Source organism: Myxococcus sp. NMCA1 (assembly GCF_026810205.1).
Lineage (GTDB): Bacteria > Myxococcota > Myxococcia > Myxococcales > Myxococcaceae > Myxococcus > Myxococcus xanthus_A.
Genome location: NZ_CP113950.1, coordinates 3,684,619 through 3,705,020, shown reverse-complemented (window position 1 = coordinate 3,705,020; position 20,402 = coordinate 3,684,619). Strand labels below are relative to the sequence as shown.

Below are 20,402 nucleotides of genomic sequence, written 5' to 3'. Positions count from 1 at the left end.
GCTCCCGTTTGCAACACGCCTGTAGCGCGGGGAAGGTCCCACGATGGGAGATCGCGTCAAGAAAATCTCTTCGGCCCGGGTTAGAAGGGCCTCCATGCGTCCCCTGCTTCTCGCTGGCCTGCTCCTTGCCACCGCCGCTCGTGCCCAGGCCCCGGCCCCCTCGGGGCCGGCGCCCACGCCCCCGGTGGAGGCCGCCCCGGCGCCCGCGACGGACGACGCAGCCCTCCTGCGGGGCCTTCTGGGGGCGGTGCGGCCCGCGCCGGAGGAGATTCGGGCCATCGCCATCGAAGACCTGGCGCTGCTGGGAGATGCCCGCGCCCTGGACGCGCTGGCCACGCTCCTGTGGGACCCCAATCCCCGCATCCAGCAGGCGGCGCTGAGGGCCGTCACGCTGTTCCAGCACCCCCGGGCGGAGGAGATTCTGGCCAACGTGGTGCGCCACCCCCGGCTGCCGGACGCGCTGAAAATCCAGGCACTCAACGGGCTCGTCTTCCAGCGCACGCCCACCGCGCGCCGGGCCGTCCAGGACGCCGCCGTCGACTCGCGGCTCACCGCGGGGGTGCAGAACGCCGCGCGCACCGTCGTGTCTCAGTGGGACGCGACGCGCCGCTGACGCCCGCCCGCCGGGCAGCCATGCGGGCACCACCCGCCAGTGACGGCGCCCAGGTCAAGGGCCGATTCCTGGAGATGTGACGCCCCTGCGCTACACTGCGGCGTCATGAAAATCACTCCGCTCGACATCCGGCAGAAGCGGTTCGAAACGGCCCTGCGCGGCTTCTCTCGCCGTGAGGTGGAGGCCTACCTCGAGCTCATCGCCGGTGAATTCGAGGAGGTGGTGAAGGAGAACATCGCGCTCAAGGAGGAAGTGAAGCGCACCCAGTTCAAGGTGGAGCAGCACCAGGAACGGGAGCGCACCCTCCAGGAGACCATGGTCACCGCCCAGCGCATCAGCGAGGACCTGAAGGACGCCGCGAAGAAGGAAGCGGAAATCATCATCGCGGACGCCGAGCATCAGGCGGAGAAGATCGTCCACGGCGCCCACCAGCGGCTGGTGCAGGTGGTAGAGGACATCAACGAGCTGAAGCGCCAGCGCACCCAGTTCGAGTCTCAGGTTCGCTCCGTGTTGGATGCCCACCAGAAGCTGCTGGAGACCTTCAAGAGCCCCACGTTCGCGGACCGCGACTACGCGCGCGTCGAGGACAACGTGGCGTATCTGTCCCAGAAGAAGGCCAACGGCGACTCCTGACGCGCCGCGCCGCACGGTGAGGTTGCTGCAACCTGGGGCGAGGCTGTTATGTCAGTGGGAACGTGAGGCCGCCGCACATGCGCCACCTGCTTGTCCTGCTCCTGCTGCTCGCCGCTCCCGGGGCCTGGGCCCAGGAGCCGGGCGGCCCTCATGGCACCCACGCCCATGATGTCGTGAATGACGCCGCGCTGGTGCCCCTGACGCGTCCGCCCCAGGTCAGCGGGGACGTGACGACGAAGCGCTTCCGCATCCTCCACACCGCCGCCGCCACCGCCGCCGCGCACGAGCTGTCCCGGCAGATTGAAGGCGTCCGCGACCGGTTCGGCACCATCCTCGGCAAGGACTGGCCGGGCGTCACCGAGATTCGCCTGGGCGTGGGCCGCACGGAGTTCGAGGCCCTGGCGCTGCCCGGCGGCAAGCCCCCGGGCTGGGCCGTGGCGCTGGCCTACCCCGCCCATCAAATCATCCTGCTGGACGCGCTCAGCCTCCACGAGCCGGAGGGCCAGCAGACACTCCGGCACGAGCTGGCGCACGTGGCCCTGGGACAGCTGGCCCCGTCGTGGCCCCGCTGGTTCCAGGAAGGCGTCGCGCAGTACGTCACCGGGGAGCGCTACTCCCTGACGCACTACTCCGCCCTCTTCCGGGCCGTCACCCAGGAGCGCGTGTTCCACTTCGAGCACCTCGACCGGGCCTGGCCGGACGTGCCGTCGGACGTGGAAATCGCCTACGCGCAGAGCGCCGCCTTCGTCGCGCACCTGTCGGCGAAGTTCGGCCCCCAGGCCATGGCCGCCCTCGTGGACGGCGTGGCGCGCGGGGAGCCCTTCGAGACGGCCTTCGGCAAGGCCTTCCGCACCTCGCTGTTGGTGGAGGAGACGGACTGGCGTGAAGGCCTGGCCGCGCGCTACGGCTGGCTCCCACTCACCACCAGCTCCGCGCTCGTCTGGCTGGGCGCGTCCTTCCTCTGCGTGGCCGCCTATGCCCGCCGCCGCCAGCAGCGCGCCGCGAAGCTGGCGGAAATGGCCGCCCAGGATGCTGCGGAGGACGCCGCGCTGCGTCTGCTGGCCGCCCAGGCCGCACAGGCCCAGGCGCAGGGCACCGCCGTGAGTGCCGGGGACTCCACCTGGCCGGACTGGCCCGCGGGCTCACAGGGCACGGAAGCCCACCTGGAGGCCCAGGACGGCGAGGCGCCCGCGGACAGCGCCATTGGCGACCTTCCGGGTGAACTGGACGACGAGGACGGCCCCGGCGGCCGGCCGCCGAAGCCCACCCTCCACTGAACGCCGCCCTTTCCGTCCTGACATGACTACAGGGCGGGGCCTGTAGTTTCTACGGGCGTGCTGCTCCTCTGCCTGCCCATCCCTTCAAGGCAAATGGCTGATTTCACTGGGGAGACCTATCCCTGGGGCGTTGGCCGATGGATTGCTTTGGCTTCCGTACGCGATGCGGAAGGCACTGGACATGAGCGAGCGTGGACGTAAGGCAGCCGTGCTGGCGCGGTTCTTCCGTCAGCAGCCGGATCGAATCTCCGCGCTGTGGCGACGGATGGTGCTGGCGGCGCCCGATTCGGACGCGTCGCAGGGCGCGCCCACCCAGTTGGACAACCTGGTGGAGCCCTTCATCCGCGAGTTGGGCCGGACGCTGGCGGGCGAGGAGTCCAGCCCCTGGAGCCGCACGCGCGCGGTGCTGCGCTTGTCGGCGCACCGGGGCGCCCGCTCGCTCTATGACGAATTCGCGGCGCTGCGGCGCTGCCTGGTGGATGCCTCCGAGGTGCTCGGTGGCGGGGATTGGGAGCGCGAGCGCATCAACCGCGCCGTGGACGAAGCCGTGGACTCCGCGGTGGCGCTCCTCCAACGGATGAAGGACCCGCGCGCGGATGGCCCGCGGGTGCCTTTCGGTGGGCTGGTCGTCGAATACTTCGAGCGTCCTTCCCGGACGCGGCGCGTGTCCCCGGACACGGGAGATGGACGTACGGCAATGCACTGAGGGCGTGCAGGGGTTGGCCGGCCCGTTCGACTTGACGTGCCCGGAAACGGGCGCGTCCGAGACCGGCGGGAGGGAGTGTGCCTGGGTGGGGGCCCATGGCGCGCTTTGTGGGAAGGCGCGCTCCCGCTGGGGAGTGGTGAGCGCGCACCGCGAGCCGCTGGCAAGACGCGTGGATGGGGGTCCACGCGACTCGCCGGTCGGACGGGTCGGCGCATTTGTCGCAGTGAGTGCAGCAGCGGCTGTGGGGGCCGCGGGTGGAGCATGCGGGAGGGGCGCCTACGGGGGTGGGCGCTCCTCCCGTGTTTTTTCGCCTCGCGCCGCGCCGCCCTGCCCGCGCGTCAGTGCGCGTCCGCCCAGCTGCGCCCCGCGCCCACGTCCACCTTGAGCGGCACCTTCAGGTCGGCCACCGAGGACATGGCCTTCACCGCCAGCGCCTTCACCTGCTCCACTTCCGCGTCGGGCGCCTCGAAGAGGAGTTCGTCGTGGACCTGCAACAGCATCCGCGTGCGCAGCTTCTGGGCCGTCAACGCCTCGTCCACCGCCAGCATGGCCTTCTTGATGAGGTCCGCGGCGGTGCCCTGGATGGGCATGTTGATGGCGGCGCGCTCGGCGGCCTGGGCCACGCCGCGGTTCTTCGAGTTCAGGTCCGCCATGTAGCGGCGGCGGCCGTAGAGCGTCTCCACGTAGCCCGTCTTGCGCGCCCTATCGACTGTCTCCTCCAGGTAGCGCCGGATGCCGGCGTAGCGCGTGAAGTACCGCGCGATGATGTCGCGGGCCACGTCCTGGGCAATGCCCAGCCGCGCCGCCAGGCCGTGCGGTGACAGGCCGTAGGCGATGCCGAAGTTCACCATCTTCGCGACACGGCGCTGCTCGCGATCCACCTGCTCCTTGGCCACGCCGAACACCTCGGCCGCGGTGCGGGTGTGGATGTCCTCGTCATGGAGGAAGGCCTCGATGAGCACGGGGTCATCCGCGATGTGCGCCAGCAGCCGCAGCTCCACCTGGCTGTAGTCCGCGCTCACCAGCTGGTGCCCTTCCGCGGCCACGAAGGCGCGGCGAATCTCCCGGCCCAGGTCGGTGCGGACGGGGATGTTCTGGAGGTTCGGGTCGGTGGAGGACAGGCGCCCGGTGGCGGTGGCCGCCTGGTGGTAGGTGGTGTGAATGCGCCCGTCGGCGGCCACCAGCGTGGGCAACGTGTCCAGGTAGGTGCTCTTCAGCTTGGACAGGCTGCGGTACTCGATGATGGCGCCCGGCAGCGGGTGCTCCTCGGACAGCTTCTCCAGCACCTCCTGGTCCGCGGACGGGCCCGTCTTGCCCCGCTTGATGATGGGCAGCTTCAGCTCCGTGAAGAGCACCTCCACCAGCTGCGGATTGGAGCCGATGTTGAACTCGCGGCCCGCGTGCCGGTAGACCTCCTTCACCTGCGCCTCGACGGCGGCGTCCACCTTCACCGAGGTGCGCGACAGCTCGGCGGTGTCCAGCAGCACGCCCCGGCGCTCCATCTGCGCCAGCAGCGGCAACAACGGCAGCTCCATGTCGCGAGCCAGCGCCGCCAGCTTCGCCGCCTCCAGCTCCTTCCACAGCTCGGGCGCCAGCCGGCGCGCGGCCTCGGCGCGGATGGCGAAGCCGGTGGCCACCTCCTCCACCGTGTGGTCCGCCAGCGCGCGGTCCTTCTTGCCGCGCTTGCCCTCCGCGGCGGGCGGCAGGGGTGGAAGCTCCGTGTTCAGCCGCTCGCGCGACAGGTCCACCAGCGCGTGCTCGCGGCGGGACGGGTTGAGCAGGTAGCTGAGCAGCTCCACGTCGTCGTGCGCGCCGTGCAGGGTGATGCCGTCGTTGGCCAGCACCAGGCTGAGCGCCTTGAGGTCATGCCCGCCCTTCTTCACCGCCGCGTCCTCCAGCACCTCGCGGAAGGCCGCGGTGAAGGCCTCCGGCCGCACCTGGGTGACGCCGAGCTGCGCGTGCCGCAGCGGCACATACGCCGTCTGCCCGTCCGGCAGCGCCGCGCCCAGGCCCACCAGCTTCGCGCCGAAAGGCGAGCCCTCGTAGGCGGGAATCAGGGTGACGGCGCCCGCCTCGCGCACGGCGCCAGCCAGCTGGGCGAGTTCCGCGTCCGCGCCCACCAGCCGCGGCGTCACCGCCAGCGGCGCGGGCTTCTCCTTCACCTCCTCGGGCGCCCCGGCGACACCGTCCTGCTGGGGCAGTTCCTTGAGGAGGGCGAAGAACTCCAGCTCGGTGAACAGCTCGCGCGAGCGCTGCGCGTCCACCGGCCGGCGGGCCAGGTCCGCCATGCGCACGTCCAGCGACAGGTCCGTCTTGAAGGTGACGAGCACCTTGGCGCGCAGGAGGCTCTCGCGGTGCGAGGCGATGTTCTCCCGGATCTTCGGCTTCTTCACCTCATCCAGGCGCGAGAGCAGCGTCTCCACGTCACCGAACTGCTGGATGAGCTCGGTGGCCGTCTTCGGGCCGATGCCCGGCACCTTGGGGACGTTGTCCACCGCGTCGCCAATGAGGGCCAGATAGTCCCGCATCTGCCCTGGCTCGATGCCCAGGCGCGCCTTCACGTCCGCGGGCAGCGTGTGCACGTCCTTCATCGGGTCGTACAGGCGCACGTCGTCGTCGACAATCTGCACGAAGTCCTTGTCGCCGGTGACGACCTGGACGCAGAAGCCCTCCTGCTTCGCCTTCACGGCCAGCGTGCCGATGACGTCGTCGGCTTCCCAGCCGGCCACCTCCAGCACGGGCACGTTGATGGCTTCCACCACGCGGCGGATGAGGGCGAACTGGGGAACCAGGTCCTCCGGGGGCCCCTCGCGGTTCGCCTTGTACGTTGGATCAATCTTCTGGCGCTCGGTGCGGCTCTCCTTGTCGAAGGCGAGCGCCACGTGGGTGGGCTTCAGCTCACGCAGGGCCTTGAGCACCATGCGCGTGAAGCCCAGCACGGCGTTGGTCTGCACACCCTTGCTCGTCGTGAGCGGAGGGATGGCGTGGTAGGCGCGGAAGATGAAGCCGGACGCGTCGATGAGGACCAGGGTGGGCGCTGAGCGCGAAGGGCTGGTGTCGACCATGCCCCCGTGCCTAGCGCGCCCGCCCGGCCCTGTCCACGACGCGTGCTACTTGCAGCCCAGCTCCCCCTGCTTCGCGACGACCATCTCCTCCACACCATCGCCCTTGACGGCGTAGTCCAGCGCCACCGCCATGTCGCCGCAGCTCGACGCCGCGCGGAAGGCCTCCAGGGCCCGGGAGGAGCAGAAGGCCGCCGCCTTGTTCAGGTTCGGATTGCCCGCGTAGAAGCTGAAGCCCAGCTTCCACACGCGGCAGGCGCGGCGGCGGTCCTCTCGGTCGGCCCAGTGCTTGCCGCGCTGGTACGACTTCTCCGCGATGTCCTGGAGGATGTTGCGCCGGTAGAAGGACGGCTTGGACTCCGCCAGTTCCAACATCACCGCCTTGTCCGTGGCCAGCGCCTCGCGGAAGGGCTCCGCGGCCTTCTCCGGATCCTCGGCGGCCAGGTAGCTCTGGCCCACCTTGAAGAGCTGATCCACGGTGGACATGATCTTCATCAGCTCGTCCGCCTGGGCGTGGTACTGCGCGGCCTCGTAGTTGGCGCGCAGCTTCTGCATGGTGGCCAACGCCTCGCTGCCACGGCCACCCCAGTAGTCCAGGAGCGCGGCCTGCATCAGCTTGTTGGGGAAGCGCTTCTTCGCCGCCTCCATGACGAACGTGCGCGGGTCCACGGCCCGCTCGTCACCGGCCAGCACCTCCGCCACCGGACACTCCCAGGGCGCCGCGTTGGCGTCCATCTTCTGCCGCGCGATGAGGAACTTCACGAACATCGGATCCTTCGGCCGCCACTCGTCGCGGCGCAGGCGGCCCTCCAGCTTCAGCGTGAAGCCCAGGGGCGGCTGCAGGTCCTCGCGCGGCTTCGACTGGCACCACACCGCCATGAACACCTCGCAGCGTGACACGGCGGCGCTCCACTGCGAGTCGCGCAGGTACAGCTTGCAGTCCTCCTGTGCGCGCTTCGTCACCGCCTCGGCGGCCTCGCGCGCCTTGGCGCGGGCGCGGCGGAAGTACTCGCTCTCCCTCTGGATCTTCCGGAACGACTCCAGGGCCTCTTCCGGCTTGAGGCGCTGCAGGAGCCGCTCGCCCTGCGAGTAGTACTCGAAGGACTCCTTCTCCAGCTTGATGCGCCGGATGAGCGTGTTCGCCTCCGGGTGGATAGGGTCCAGGTCCAACGCCTGGGTGCAGACCTCGTGGGCCTTCTCCCAGTTGGGGGCGCCCAACTCGCTGGATGCGTACGAGCGGCACTCGCTCAGCAACTCCTGGATCTTCTGCGTCGGATCCATCTGCGCGGCCGCTCCCGGCCCCTGAACGTCCACCGACGTGGGGTTCAGGATGGAGGACACCATGCCCACCATCAGCAGCACGCCCACCAGCCCGGCCGCCACCATGATGAGCTTCTTGCGCTTGGCGGCGGGATCCTCGTCCACAGCCCCACGCCCCGCGCCCCGGCGCACGGGCGCCGCGGACGGTTCGGGCTCGAAGGTCATCTCCACCACGCCGAACTGGAGCTGATCCCCCGGCTCGAGCGGGACCGGCGTCTGGTCCAACGGCTCGCCGTTGAGCAGCGTCCCGTTGGCGCTGCCCAGGTCCCGCACCGTCACGCCCGAGCTGGTCGCTTCCAGCTCCGCGTGGCGACGGCTCACCGAGTCGTCATCCAGCATGATGCCGGCGGGCGGCTGCCGCCCCACGAGCACCTTGCCCTTGAGCGGATACGTCTGGCCGGCCCAGGGACCGACCATGCCGCGAAGCACCGGGCCACCCGCCGGCGCCGGACGTGCGCCGCCACCGGGGGCGGGACGTGCCGGCCGCGCGGGCCGCTTCGCCAGCGCCGCGCCGGGCTCGCTCTTCGCCGCGCCCGGACCCTTCTTGATGCTGGGCATGGCCCGGGTGGCGCGTGCACCGCCGCCCTCACCGCCCACCGGCATGGGCTCATCGCCCCCCGCCGCGGGCCTGGCCGCCGCGCGCCGGGCCCCAGAGCCCCGCGCCGCGGCCGCCTTGAGACGCAGCACGTAGTCCCCGAGGAGGACCTCCGACTGCGGCGTCAGGGCCGTGGGTTCCATGATGCGCTGGCCGTCGACGAACGTGCCGTTGGCGCTGCCCACGTCCTCGATGAAGACGGTGCCGCCTTCGTCGAAGACGCGCGCATGCGTACGCGACACGCCCCCTTCGGTGATGAGGATGTCACTGCCCTGCTGGCGGCCAATCTTCAGCTCGCCCGTGATGGCGAATTCGTTCTCAGTGCCGTCAGGGTGACGGACGACCAGGGTGGCCATGGGCGCGTCAGTCCTCGCGGAAGATGCTCATGTTGACGGGGATGCCCTTACGCTGCAGCTCGTCGTAGAACTTCGGCACGAAGCCGGAGGCGACGTAGCGGCCACGGACCTTGTGGTCCTCCGTGAAGCCATCCTGTTTGAAATAGAAGATGTCCTGGAGGGTCACGATGTCGACCTCCATGCCGGACACCTCGGTGATGTAGCAGATCTTCCGCGTGCCGTCGGAGAAGCGCGTCTGCTGCACGATCATGTGCACCGCGCTGGCGATCTGCTCACGGATGGCCTTCACCGGCAGGTCCATGCCGGACATGAGCACCATCGTCTCCAAGCGGGCGATGGCGTCTCGCGGCGTATTCGCATGGAGCGTGGTGAGCGAACCGTCGTGGCCGGTGTTCATGGCCTGGAGCATGTCCAGCGTCTCACCGGAACGGCACTCACCCACGACGATGCGGTCGGGCCGCATGCGCAGGCAGTTCTTCACCAGCTCGCGGATGGTGATGGCGCCCTTGCCTTCCAGGTTGGGCGGCCGGCTCTCCAACTGCACCCAGTGGTCCTGCGGCAGCTGCAGCTCGGCGGCGTCCTCCACGGTGATGATGCGCTCACCCTCCGGGATGAAGGAGCTGATGATGTTCAGCGTCGTCGTCTTCCCGGAACCGGTGCCGCCGGAGATGACGATGTTGCGCCGGGCCTTGACGCACATCTCCAGGAACTCGGCCATCTGAGCCGTGACGGTCTTGTACTTGATGAGGTCCGCGATCTTCAGCGAGTCCTTCTTGAACTTGCGGATGGTGATGCAGGGCCCCTTCAGCGCCAGCGGAGGGATGATGGCGTTGACGCGGCTGCCGTCCTTGAGGCGCGCGTCCACCAGCGGGCTGGACTCGTCGATGCGGCGGCCGATGGGCGCCACGATGCGCTCGATGACGCCGAGCACCGCCTGGTTGGAGGAGAACGTCTTCTCCGACAGGGTCAGCTTGCCCTTGCGCTCGATGTAGATCTGGTTGGCGTGGTTCACCATGATCTCGCTGATGTCATCCGACGCGAGGAACGCCTCGAGGGGCCCGAGCCCCAGCGCCTCGTTGATGACGTCAGTGAGCAGTTCCTCGCGGTCCACGTCCTCCGGAAGCTCTCCGTCCGCTTCCATCTGGTCGATGATGTCGCGGATGGCCTTCTCGGTGCGGCGCCACAGCTCATCGTCGCCGAGCCGGTCCATGTCCATGCGGCGCAGATCGAGGTACTCGATGAGCCGGTCATGGATTTCCTTCTGGAGCCGGGTGTAGCGCTCCTGACGCGGATCCACCTTGCGCTTGTTCTTCGCCAGGGCGGACGCCAGCGACGCCGGCATGCCCTTGGGTGCGGGCGCGGGAGGCGGCGCTTCTTCTTCTTCCTCCTCCTCGTAGGGCTCGTCTTCTTCGTAAGCCCCTTCCTCGTCCTCGTAGGGCGCCTCGCCCTGCTCGTCGTCGTACTCCTCTTCGGGCTGACCCGCGCGGGTCATCACCGGGCCCTCGTCCTCGAGCGCCTCGACGTTGAGAATGTAGTCGCCGATGTAGACCTGGTCGGTCGGCTTGAGAACCTGGGGCGCGGCAATCTTCTTGCCGTTCACGAACGTGCCATTCGTGGACTTCATGTCCACGATGATGAACTTCCCGTCCTTGGCAACGATTCGCGAGTGGTACTTGGAGACGTTGCCCTTCGCGAGGATGATGTCATTGCCCGGCAGACGGCCGATGGTGACTTCATTCTTGTGATACTCGCGCTGCTCGGTCCCGCCGCCCTTTTCCGCGAGGGTGATGAGAAACATGGGGACGGATGCTAGCAAGCCCCCCTTCGTCCTCAAAGCGTGAGAACCGGGTTGCATGCTTGCCCGCAAGGCGACGGGCCGGCAACCGCCCCCGAAAGGGAAGAAGCCGGCCCGTGCCGTGGACCCCAAAGGCCCGTCTCAGGCGGCGCCCGGGGCGCCCGCCTCAGTCGAAGATGTTGAAGTTCACCTCGGACCGGGCCTGCTTGTAGCGGCTCTTCACGTCCTCGATGATGGTGCGGACCTTGTCGGAGTCCGGGTTGACGATGCGCGGGGTGACGAAGATGACCAGCTCGCGCTTGGTCGAGTCGAAACCGCGGCTCTTGAAGAGCTCACCGATAATCGGAATGTGACCCAGGCCGGGGAGCTTCGACACGGACTTCTGCTCGTCGTGGCTGAACACGCCGGACAGGACGATGGTCTCACCGTGGCGCACGGTGACGTTCGTCTTCACCTTGCGGGTCCGGAAGCCAGGGATGGAGGACGAACCACCGAAGGACACCGCCACGGAGGTGTCGATTTCGGAGGCCTCCGCCTCGATCTCCGTCTGGATGTTGCCGTTGCGGTCCGCGGTGGGGCGCAGGTTCAGGATGACGCCGTACTTCTTGAACTCCACCGTGAACTGGTTGTTCGTGATGAGCGGGATGGGAACCTCACCACCGGCGAGGAACTCCGCCTTCTCACCGCTGGCGCACACCAGCTTGGGCTGCGCGAGCAGGCGGCCGTAACCGTCGTTGCCCTGGAAGCCGAAGGAGAAGTCCGCGCCCGCGTTGAGGGTGAGCGTGGACACGCCCGAGCCGAAGGTGCCCGGGAAGAGCTCCTGGGAGATGCTGGCGATGGCCGTCGCGGTACCGGTGATGTCCGTCGGGTAGCGGATGCCGTAGCGGTCGCGGCTGTTGCGGCGGATTTCGACGAACTGGACCTCGGAGAGGATCATCCGCTTGATGCCGACGACGAGGAGGTTCTCCACCTTCTCACCGATGGCCTTGGTGATGAGCTCCGCCTTCTGGAGGTCCTGCTGGCTCTCCACGGAGCCCTCCAGGAAGATGGTGGCGCCCACCACGTTGGCCTGGACGTTCTTCAGGCCCGCCTTCTGGAAGGCCGCGTTGAGGTTCTGGGCCACCAGCTTCTTGGCGTTGGGGGCAATCTTCACGAACGACTTCACGTTCGGGTAGAGGCCCACCACCTGCTCGATGCGGTCGGCGTCCTGCGTGGTGTAGGCCTGACCGTCCAGGTAGATGCGATCACCCACCATGCGGACGGAGACACCTTCAATCTCACCCAGCAGGCGCTTGATTTCGGAGATGACCTCGTTGGGGTCCTGCTTGCGCACCGCCACCAGGTAGCTGACGCGCTGGCCCGAGGACTTCCAGACGAGCAGCGTCGTCTTGCCTTCAGCCTGACCGGTGATGAGCAGCTGGCCAGAGCCGAGCGTCTTCACCTCGGCGACGCTCGGATCACCGAGCGCCACGCGGCTGAGGCCAGGGATGGTGATCACCTTCTGGGAACCCACGCCGAGGCTGACGGTGGTGCCATCCTGCGCCAGGGCGCTGCCGCCCGCCACCAGTGCGATGAGGGCGCCTAGCGCCGCGGCATGCGTGATGCGTGTGAACATCGTCCGTGTCCCCTCTTCCAGAAGTCCGAGCTAACCCAACGTTCCGTGCTGCCACCACAGCGCCCAGACGGTGCCGAGCGCGATGGCCACTCCATAGGGAATGTGGCGCTGGGGCGCCGGCTGCGCGTCCGCGCTGGCCAAACGCACCCGCACCGCCCACCGGCGCACCACTGCCGCCAGCGTGTCCCAAACCGCGCCTTGCCAGAGCAGTGTCACCACCGCTTGAAGCGCGCCCACCAGTGAGATGAAGGCCGCAGCCGCGAGCACCGCCGGGAAGCCCAGCACGGCTCCGACCCCGCCCATCAACTTCACGTCGCCCCACCCCATCCGCCCGCGAAGCGCCGCTGGCAGCAGCATCAACGCGAGCCCTACCCCCGATACCACACCACTGATGAGCCCATGCTCCAGGTCCCCCACCCCTTCGGTGGCCAGGCGCACGCCCAGGCCCACCACCATCAGCGGGTAGGTGACCGCGTCGAGGATCTCGCGGCGAAGCACATCCGTCACCACGGAGATCACGAGGGCCACTCCAAGAACCGTCCACAACGCGATTTGAACAGGCGTCATCAGCGCCTGTCCTCTTCGTGGCAGGCGTCCGGTATCAAACCAGGGACGCCTGGAGCCCGTCAATTGGCGAACAACCAGAAGCCCCGCGGGACGGGGCCTGGGTCACCTCATTATCGGACCAAGAGACGGATTTTCTCGCTGCAGATGAAATACTCGTCCCCGTCTTCAATCTTGCGGCGCTTGATGCGCTGCTTGTTGAACCAGGTGCCGTTGGACGAGCCCAGGTCTTCGATGATCCAGTCGTCGCCCTCGTGGACGATGACAGCGTGCTCACGGGAGACCTTGCCGGAGTTGATGACGAAGTCGCAGTGCTTGCCACGGCCGATGACGAAGCGCTCCTTGACGATCTGCTCCTGATCACCGGACTCGGTCACCAGGTACAGCGCGCCGGACTCCTCCTCCTCCTCGGCGAGGTCGTCGGCGGGCTCTTCCTCGACATCATCGGGGGGCGGCTCCTCGTCCATGAGGCCCGGATCCTCGGCCTCGGGCAGCGGCTCCTCGTCCTCCTCCACCATGTCGTCGGCGGGCGGGGGCGGCTCGCTGTTCTTGCCCTTGATGAGGCGCTCCAGCTCCGCGGCGGTCTCCAGGACGCGCTCGGCCACCTCGCGGCGCACCGGGTCATTGTCCAGGCCATTGGCGGAGGCCCGCTCTTCCGGCGTGGCGCGCACGGGAGGACGCGCGGGCGCGGGCGTGGGCTCCGGACGGGGCGCGGGCGCCAGCACCGGAGGCGCGGACGGACGCGGCGGCGCGGCGGCGGCGGCCTGAACGGGCTTCACCGGCGCAGCGGCGGCTGCGGCCACGGGTGCCACGGCGGCCTCGGAGCGGGACTTCACCTCGAGGAAGCCGTTCAGGCGCGCGAACATGAAGAGCGCCTGGTTGATCAGGGCATCGCGATCCGAGCCCATCTGCTGGGCCATGTCTTCGAACGCCTCCCACAGGTGGTCGGCGATGCCAACCTTGCGGGCAGGACGGGAGTTCTGATCGATCATCGGTCTTGACTCGCGTGAACCAGGAAGCCCCGGACGATAGCAGAGGCCTCCACTCCCGCCCAGTTACTCGAAGGGAACCAGTGCCAATGACTGTGCCCGGTTGTCGGTGAGCCCCTCGAAGCCGACCTGGAGGATGCCATCCGCCGAGGGGTAGGCGATGTAGGCCATCTTCGCGCTGCGGTCCTGGGCGGCCACCACAGGCCCTGGCAGCGTGTAGAAGGCCAGCCCCGTCCCCGCCGTGGAGTCCGGGGTGAAGATGTAGTTGCGGATGCCGGAAATCACTGTCACCGCGTAGCGGTCTCCCCGACGCACCTCGCGGCCCACGGCCGCCACCCGGATGCGCAGCGGCGGCGGCGGCTGGGGGAACTTGGACAGGTTCGGCACTGGCGGCGTTTGAGGGTTGGAGTCGTCGTCGAAGTAGAAGGTGTCGGCGTGGAAGAAGTACTCCGTGGGGATGCTGTAGCTCGAACCCCCCGTCACATCGCGGGACAGGAAGGTGCCCGCCTCGTTGAAGAGGACGAAGGGCTGGTCTCCACCCGCACGAACAGTGAAACGCGTCAGGCTGGCACAGTCCGTCGGAATCTCCTGCGAGTCCGCGATGGCGAAGCGCACCCGGGTGGTCCCCGCAACGGGCTCCACCGACGCGATGGGCAGGTCGACGGCGCACAGGACATCCGGGCCCTCCAGGACGATGATGTCCCCGGCCCGCGCCGAAGCGGCCGCACTGGCCTCGGCCTCGAAGAGCCGCGGGGTGGAGAGGTCCCGAGGCAGGCCGCTCAGCCCAGGCAACGCGCCCTGGTAGATGATCCGGTAGAAGCCGTTCGGAACGGAGCCCTCATAGAGCACCGTCGACTGGAGCGTCTGGTCCTGGGTCACCGTCACCAGGTCCGCCGTCTCGATGACGACCGGCTGCTCGTTGCTGTCCAGCAGCGCCACCGAGGAGCGTGCGCTCGCCCCCGACAGGTCGAACTGGCGCAGGTCGCTCGCGGAGAACAACGAGATGTAGCCGTTGGAGGACGGCATGACGCCCAGGAGCGGCACCGTGAGGGGGGGCGTCGAGCCATCGTCGAGCACGATGCGAAGCGGCGCGTCCGGAACCAGGGCCAGTCCCGTCGGCAAGCCGCCCGCGGGGAAGATGGGCAGCATCGGCGCACCGCTGAGGTCCCGCGCCGTCTGCCCGGGGGGGGATGACTCGGTGTCCACCGCGAGCACTCCGGAACACTCGCGCGCGGCGGAGCAAGAGGCCTCGTCACGGACGCCGAAGATGTAGCGGCCCGCGTTGATGGCCTCGACGTTGGGGATGACGATCCGGGGGTGGCTCACCAGGAGCCGCACCGGCACGTTGCCGAAGCCCTCGGACAAATCATGGGTGGGCGCGGAAGGCTGAAGGCAGTCCGCGATCGGCCCTGAATCGGTGACGAGCAGCGTGCGGCCCGACCGGCCCGACGCCTGCCGCGTGGCCACCGCGAACTGGCCCTGGCCGGCCAGCATCGTCATGGCCAGGATGGACTCACCGGGCTGGAGACAGAACACCGTCACCGGTTCGGGAATCGGCGCGGGCTCCGCGGCCTGCATTGCGTCTGGCCCCGGGAGTTCCTGCCGCATCACCCGGGCACCGCCGGTGTCCGCGCTGAAGATGCCGTCGGGATCCTGGATGGCGTAGTACAGCGTGCTGGGTCCGCCACTGCCCTCGGCGGGCGAGCGCGCCGCGAAGGCAGTGACGATGCTCGCCGCCTGGAGCCGGGCGACCTGCCGGAGCTGGTCGCGCGCCGACGCCACCACCGAAACCTCCGACGAACCCGAGCTGCGCGCGTAGATGTACGGCCCCGGGACGTCGTTACCTTCCGCGTTGTACGCCACGTCGCGCGTGAGCGCGTCCGGCCGGTCCAGCACGGGGATGGACAGCGCCTCCAGTGGGTTGGGCGCGGGCACGAAGGTGCGGGGGTTCGACGCCAGGTCGAGCACGCGCAATTCGTCCCGGTCCGACGACGTGACGAAGACGAAGTTGTTGGCCAGCGTCACGTCGAAGGTGCCGGACAGGCCAGCGAAGCCCGTCGTCACGTCGGTCGAGGAGCAACTGCCGGTCAGGCCGGCGCTCGCGAGGAGCAGAGCAAGGGTACCGCGCTTCACGGTGAGGTCTCCTGGCACAGGCTGGTGCCCTGGCGCGGGTCTCTTCCCTGCCGGGCGCCGAGCCGCGCCACCAACCGGGCGTTCTGCGGCCGGTCGAGGTCGGGAATGTCGATGATGGCCACGCGGCCGTCACCAAAGGTGCTGGTGAAGATGCGAGCGCTGTTGCCGCGGACATCCGCGGCCAGGCCAAAGGGCTGGCTGGGCTGGTTCGGGTCGTTGTCGCCCACCTGCACCTGGGCGACGAGCTGCCCCACTTCTTCGTCGAAGATGGCCACGGCTTCGTCGCCGCTGCCCGTCACCGCCACCAGGTTGCCGCGGCCTGGGCCGCGAGGAATGACTTCCAGTTCGCTGGCGCCCGCGGGCACCGGCAGCGCCGACACGATGCGCACGCTGGGGGTCGTCCCCGCATCGGGCGCCGTGCCCGCCGCGTTCAGGACGTCCAGGATGAGCAACGTGTCCGGACCGCGCGCCAGCAGGTAGACGCGTTCGTCCACGACGGTGAGCTCGGGCGATGCCGGGTCGGGCACGCGCGTGGCCGACGGGACCACCGCCACGCCGCGCGCCTCACGCACCGAGTACGACAGCTCCAGGTCGGTCTCCAGCACGCGGCCCGCGACGGTCCGGTCCACCAGCCGCAGGATGAAGCGCGCCGGCAGCGCCCCCAACTGCGTGGAGGAAGAGTTGCGCCCCGAGGCGTACACATACCGGCTGCCAATGGCCGTCGCGTGCGCGACGCCGGAGAGCCGGTCATTGGTCCCCAGCGTCACGAACTCGCTGGTGTTCAGCGCGTCGCGCGTGGGGTTCGCCGCGGGGAGGTGAAGCACGTAGCCCGCCAGGTCCGCTTCGGTGAAGGTCGTCGGCGGCCCGGCCAGTTCCGTGTGCGTCACCCAGACGCGAGCGTCCTCGCCGTTGCCGGCGACGCTGACACCCAGCGGCCCCGGAGCCGAAGGCAATCCGTTGGAGGCGCCTGGGACATCCAGCAGCGACAGCGCGTTGACGCGGCAGTCGCGCGCGCCGCCCTGCACGCAGCTCAGGCTAAGGCCGTCATCGCCCACGTCGATGGCGTGAAGCAGACTGCCCTCCGCCCGCGACGGGACGAACAGCCGCGGCGGCCGCCCCGGAGGGCTCCACATGGCCATCTCCCCGGCGAAGCTTTGAATCTGCACGTAGGACTGGGCGCCGATGCCAAGCGACGTGACGTCGTTGGGCAGCGACTCCCCCGGGTCGAAGTCCGTGCCGAAGGGCCGCACCCCCACGGCGTCCAAATCCAGCGCGACGACTGAACCCGAGTCGTAGCACTTGTCGAAGTTGGCGCTCGCCACGTAGAGGTATCCGTTGGTGGACGGACCCGCTTCGGGGCGCCAGAAGGCAAGACCGCTCGGGTACACGAGCCGGGTGGACGGAGGGGGCTTGCTCTCGGTGCCGACGTTGCAGGACACGAGGAGCAGCGCGGAGGTAAGAAGGTAGGCGCGCATCAGAGGGGGGCGGAGTGTAGGAAGGGGTCTCCCCCCGGGCAACCGGAAACGCGGCGCGCCATTCCCATGCGCCTTGCGCCCGACGCAGCCGTGCCCCCCGGGGTGCTTCATCCCCCGGAGGGCAGGCAGGCCACGCATCAGGCCGCGGCGGCCGTTTCAGCCTGGATCTTCGAGAAGTCGGCCACCTGGTTGAACAGGGCGCCAATCTCCACGAGTAGGCGGATGCGGTTTTCCCTCAGGGCCTTGTCCTCGGCCATGACCATCACCTTGTCGAAGAAGGTGTCCACGGCGGGCTTCAGGCCCGTGATTTCCCGGAGAGCACCGGAGAAGTCATCCGCGCGCACCAACCCCGACACCGTGCTCCGGGCCTGAGTGAAGGCGGTGTGGAGGTTCCGCTCCGGCTCGTCCACCAGCTTCTGGGGGTTGGTCTCCCCCCCCTGCACGTCGCGGCCCTGCTTCTCCACGATGTTGACCACGCGCTTGAAGGCCACGGCCAGGGGCTGGAAGTCCGCCCGGCCCACGATGTGGCTCAGGGCCTCCAGGCGCTTCTGCGCGGCCACCAGGTCGTCGAAGCCGGCGGACAGCACCGCCTCCACGACGTCCGTGCGGTGCTGCTCACCCCACAGCGCCTTGAGGCGGCCGCGGAAGAACTCCAGCACCTGCTCACGCGGCGCGGGCTCGCCGGCCTTGCGCTTGGCGTTGGCAATCTTCGGAGCCAGCAACCGGAGCGACTCGTCCACCGCGGCCGACAGGCTGAAGCGGTAGCCCCGCCCCAGCACCAGCCGGATGATGGCGATGCACGCGCGGCGCAGGGCGAACGGGTCCGCCGCGCCCGTGGGCGCCTTGCCGATGGCGAAGATGCCGCACAGCGAGTCCAGCCTGTCCGCGATGCCGATGAGCGCGCCCGCGTCCTGCGTGGGCAGCGCGTCCTCGGCGCCACGCGGCAGGTAGTGCTCCGCGATGGCCAGGGCCACGGCGTCCGTCTCACCACCCGCGCGGGCGTACTCGCGGCCCATGACGCCCTGGAGTTCCGGGAACTCGCCCACCATGCCGGTGACGAGGTCCGCCTTGGCCAGGGTGGCGGCGCGCTCGATGGTGGCCGCCTCCCCTGCCCGCCCCGTCTGCTGGCCCAGCCACACCGCCAGCGTGCGGAAGCGCTCCACCTTCTCCAGGTAGCTCCCCAGCTGCCCCTGCCACACCACGCGGCCCAGCTTCTCCACGCGGTCGATGAGCGGCGTCTTCCGGTCCTCGTCGAAGAAGAAGCGGCCGTCCGCCAGTCGCGCGCGCAGCACGCGCTGGTAGCCGCGCAGGCTGAGCTGCTCGTCGCGCACCGGCGTGTTGGACACGGCGATGAACTTCGGCTGCAGCTTGCCCGCGCTGTCCACCAGCGAGAAGTAGCGCTGGTGGCTCTTCATCTCCTGCACCAGCACCTCCGGAGGCAGGTCCAGGTGGCGCTCCTCGAAGGTGCCCACCACCGGGCTGGGCAGCTCGACCAGGTTCGTCACCTGGTCCACCAGCGACTCGTCCTCCAGCAGCTGGGCGCCGGCCTTGCTCGCAGCCGCCTTCACCTTCTCCACCAGCTGCGCGCGGCGCTTCGTGATGTCCGCCACCACGTGCGCCTTCTCCAGCGCAGCCTCATAGTCCGCCGGAGCCTTCAGCTCGATGGCGTCGGGCGACAGGAAGCGGTGCCCCCGCGTGGTCCGGCCGCTCGTCACGTCACCGAACACCACGGGCAGCACGTCGCTTCCCAGCAGCGCCACCAGCCACTGCACCGGGCGCGCGAAGGACGTGTCCACGTCACCCCAGCGCATGGACTTGCGGAAGTTGATGCCGTGCACCGCCGCGTGCAGCGTGTCCTTCAGGATGTCCGCCGCCGGGCGGCCCTTCTCCTCCACACGCGCGGAGAGGTACTCGCCCTTGGCGGTGGTGGCGCGGCCCAGCTGGTCCACCGTGAGCTTGAGGCTCTCGGCGAACTTCTCCGCCGCCTTGGTGGGCTTGCCCTGCGCGTCGAAGGCCGCCTTGGCGCTGGGGCCCAGGACCTCCTTGGTGATGTCCTCGCCCGCGTCCGCCACGTCCCTCACCCACACCGCGAGCCGCCTCGGCGTGCCGAAGGTCCGCACCTCGCCGTGCTTCAGGCGGGCGTCCGCCATGCGCTCGGTGATGATGCGCTTCAGGTCGTCCAGCGCGGGGCCGATGAACGACGCCGGAATCTCTTCCGCGCCCACTTCCAGGAGCAGGTCACGCGCCATGGGCCACCTCCGCCTTCTGCTTCTTCTCCACGGGCTTGTTGAGGACGACCGTCTTCCAGTAGTCGCTGGCCGGCTTGCCCTCCAGCACCGGGAGCTGCTCACCCACCGTCCACGGCGACTTGAGCAGCGGGTAGCCCAGCCGCTCACGCATCTGGAGGTAGCCCTCCGCGCACAGCCTGGCGTTGTCGCGCACGCGCTTGATGAAGTTGGCGCGCTCCGTGACGGAGATGGCGCCGCGCGCGTCCAGCAGGTTGAACGCGTGCGAGCACTTCAGCGCGAAGTCGTACGCGGGCAGCGGCAACTGGCGCTCGATGAGGCGCTTGCACTCCTTCTCGTACGCGTCGAAGAGCGCGAAGAGCATCTGCGCGTCCGACTCCTGGAGCGCGTACTTACTCATCTCCACCTCGTTGGGGTGGAACACCTCGCGGTACTTCACGCCCTTGACCCATTCGATGTCGAAGACGTTCTCCACGTTCTGCAGGTACATGCAGATGCGCTCCAACCCGTAGGTGAGCTCCGCGGAGACGGGCTTGCAGTCGAAGCCACCGCACTGCTGGAAGTAGGTGAACTGCGTCACCTCCATTCCGTCACACCACACTTCCCAGCCCAGGCCCCAGGCGCCGAGCGTGGGCGACTCCCAGTCGTCCTCGACGAACCGGATGTCGTGCTCCAACGGGTCGATGCCAATCTTCCGCAGCGACTCCAGGTACAGCTCCTGGACGTTCTTCGGCGCCGGCTTGAGGATGACCTGGAACTGGTGGTGCTGGAACAGGCGGTTGGGATTCTCTCCGAACCGGCCGTCCGCGGGACGCCGCGAGGGCTGCACATACGCCACGTTCCAGGGTTCCGGGCCCAGGGCACGCAGGAAGGTGTACGGGGCCATCGTGCCCGCGCCGACCTCGACATCGTAGGGCTGCGTGTTGATGCACCCCTGGTCGGCCCAGTGCTTCTGGAGCGTGAAGATAAGGTCCTGAAAATACATAGCGCGCGGACCCTAGTGACGGGGGTCCGGAGCGTCAA

At 68.9% G+C, this 20,402-nt stretch carries 14 protein-coding genes; 4 read left to right on the top strand and 10 right to left on the bottom strand.

Going from position 1 to position 20,402, the window contains the following annotated elements:
- Positions 1-94 precede the first annotated feature (94 nt).
- The 4 genes from OZ403_RS15860 (at position 95) to OZ403_RS15845 (ending at position 3,229) form a co-directional block, all read left to right on the top strand.
- On the top strand, positions 95-613 hold the full coding sequence (locus OZ403_RS15860; RefSeq protein WP_140798238.1) for a HEAT repeat domain-containing protein: 519 nt from the start codon (positions 95-97) through the stop codon (positions 611-613).
- Between the two features lie 105 nt (positions 614-718).
- Complete coding sequence (locus tag OZ403_RS15855) at positions 719-1,246, top strand: DivIVA domain-containing protein (protein WP_011553162.1); 528 nt, start codon at positions 719-721, stop codon at positions 1,244-1,246.
- A gap of 77 nt (positions 1,247-1,323) precedes the next feature.
- On the top strand, positions 1,324-2,523 hold the full coding sequence (locus tag OZ403_RS15850; RefSeq protein WP_174258786.1) for a peptidase MA family metallohydrolase: 1,200 nt from the start codon (positions 1,324-1,326) through the stop codon (positions 2,521-2,523).
- A 163-nt stretch (positions 2,524-2,686) separates the two neighbouring features.
- The gene (locus OZ403_RS15845) at positions 2,687-3,229 is read left to right on the top strand and encodes a hypothetical protein (RefSeq protein WP_140790842.1); all 543 of its coding nucleotides are present in this window, start codon (positions 2,687-2,689) and stop codon (positions 3,227-3,229) included.
- Between the two features lie 338 nt (positions 3,230-3,567).
- On the opposite strand, the gene polA is transcribed toward OZ403_RS15845, so the two are convergent.
- From polA to glyQ, 10 genes are all read right to left on the bottom strand, one after another.
- Positions 3,568-6,294: a DNA polymerase I gene (gene polA / locus OZ403_RS15840; protein ID WP_140790840.1), complete on the bottom strand. Its 2,727-nt coding sequence runs from the start codon at positions 6,292-6,294 to the stop codon at positions 3,568-3,570.
- A 45-nt stretch (positions 6,295-6,339) separates the two neighbouring features.
- Positions 6,340-8,562 carry an FHA domain-containing protein gene (locus OZ403_RS15835; protein WP_268784539.1) on the bottom strand — a complete coding sequence of 741 codons (2,223 nt, stop codon included), beginning with the start codon at positions 8,560-8,562 and terminating at the stop codon, positions 6,340-6,342.
- Positions 8,563-8,569: 7 nt separating this feature from the next.
- On the bottom strand, positions 8,570-10,360 hold the full coding sequence (locus OZ403_RS15830; RefSeq protein WP_268784538.1) for an ATPase, T2SS/T4P/T4SS family: 1,791 nt from the start codon (positions 10,358-10,360) through the stop codon (positions 8,570-8,572).
- A 163-nt stretch (positions 10,361-10,523) separates the two neighbouring features.
- The gene (locus OZ403_RS15825; RefSeq protein WP_140790834.1) at positions 10,524-11,972 is read right to left on the bottom strand and encodes a type II and III secretion system protein family protein; all 1,449 of its coding nucleotides are present in this window, start codon (positions 11,970-11,972) and stop codon (positions 10,524-10,526) included.
- Between the two features lie 30 nt (positions 11,973-12,002).
- On the bottom strand, positions 12,003-12,539 hold the full coding sequence (locus OZ403_RS15820) for an A24 family peptidase (protein ID WP_140790832.1): 537 nt from the start codon (positions 12,537-12,539) through the stop codon (positions 12,003-12,005).
- Positions 12,540-12,649: 110 nt separating this feature from the next.
- Positions 12,650-13,528, bottom strand: a complete 879-nt coding sequence (locus OZ403_RS15815) for an FHA domain-containing protein (protein WP_140798234.1) — start codon at positions 13,526-13,528, stop codon at positions 12,650-12,652.
- Between the two features lie 63 nt (positions 13,529-13,591).
- Positions 13,592-15,658, bottom strand: a complete 2,067-nt coding sequence (locus tag OZ403_RS15810; RefSeq protein ID WP_268784537.1) for a hypothetical protein — start codon at positions 15,656-15,658, stop codon at positions 13,592-13,594.
- Positions 15,655-17,133, bottom strand: coding sequence for a YncE family protein (locus OZ403_RS15805; protein WP_237078310.1), 1,479 nt, complete (start codon positions 17,131-17,133; stop codon positions 15,655-15,657). The genes OZ403_RS15810 and OZ403_RS15805 overlap by 4 nt, the downstream gene beginning before the upstream one ends.
- Before the next feature lie 137 nt (positions 17,134-17,270).
- Positions 17,271-19,382 carry a glycine--tRNA ligase subunit beta gene (gene glyS / locus OZ403_RS15800; RefSeq protein WP_140854406.1) on the bottom strand — a complete coding sequence of 704 codons (2,112 nt, stop codon included), beginning with the start codon at positions 19,380-19,382 and terminating at the stop codon, positions 17,271-17,273.
- On the bottom strand, positions 19,372-20,364 hold the full coding sequence (glyQ, locus tag OZ403_RS15795; protein WP_140790822.1) for a glycine--tRNA ligase subunit alpha: 993 nt from the start codon (positions 20,362-20,364) through the stop codon (positions 19,372-19,374). The genes glyS and glyQ overlap by 11 nt, the downstream gene beginning before the upstream one ends.
- Positions 20,365-20,402 lie beyond the last annotated feature (38 nt).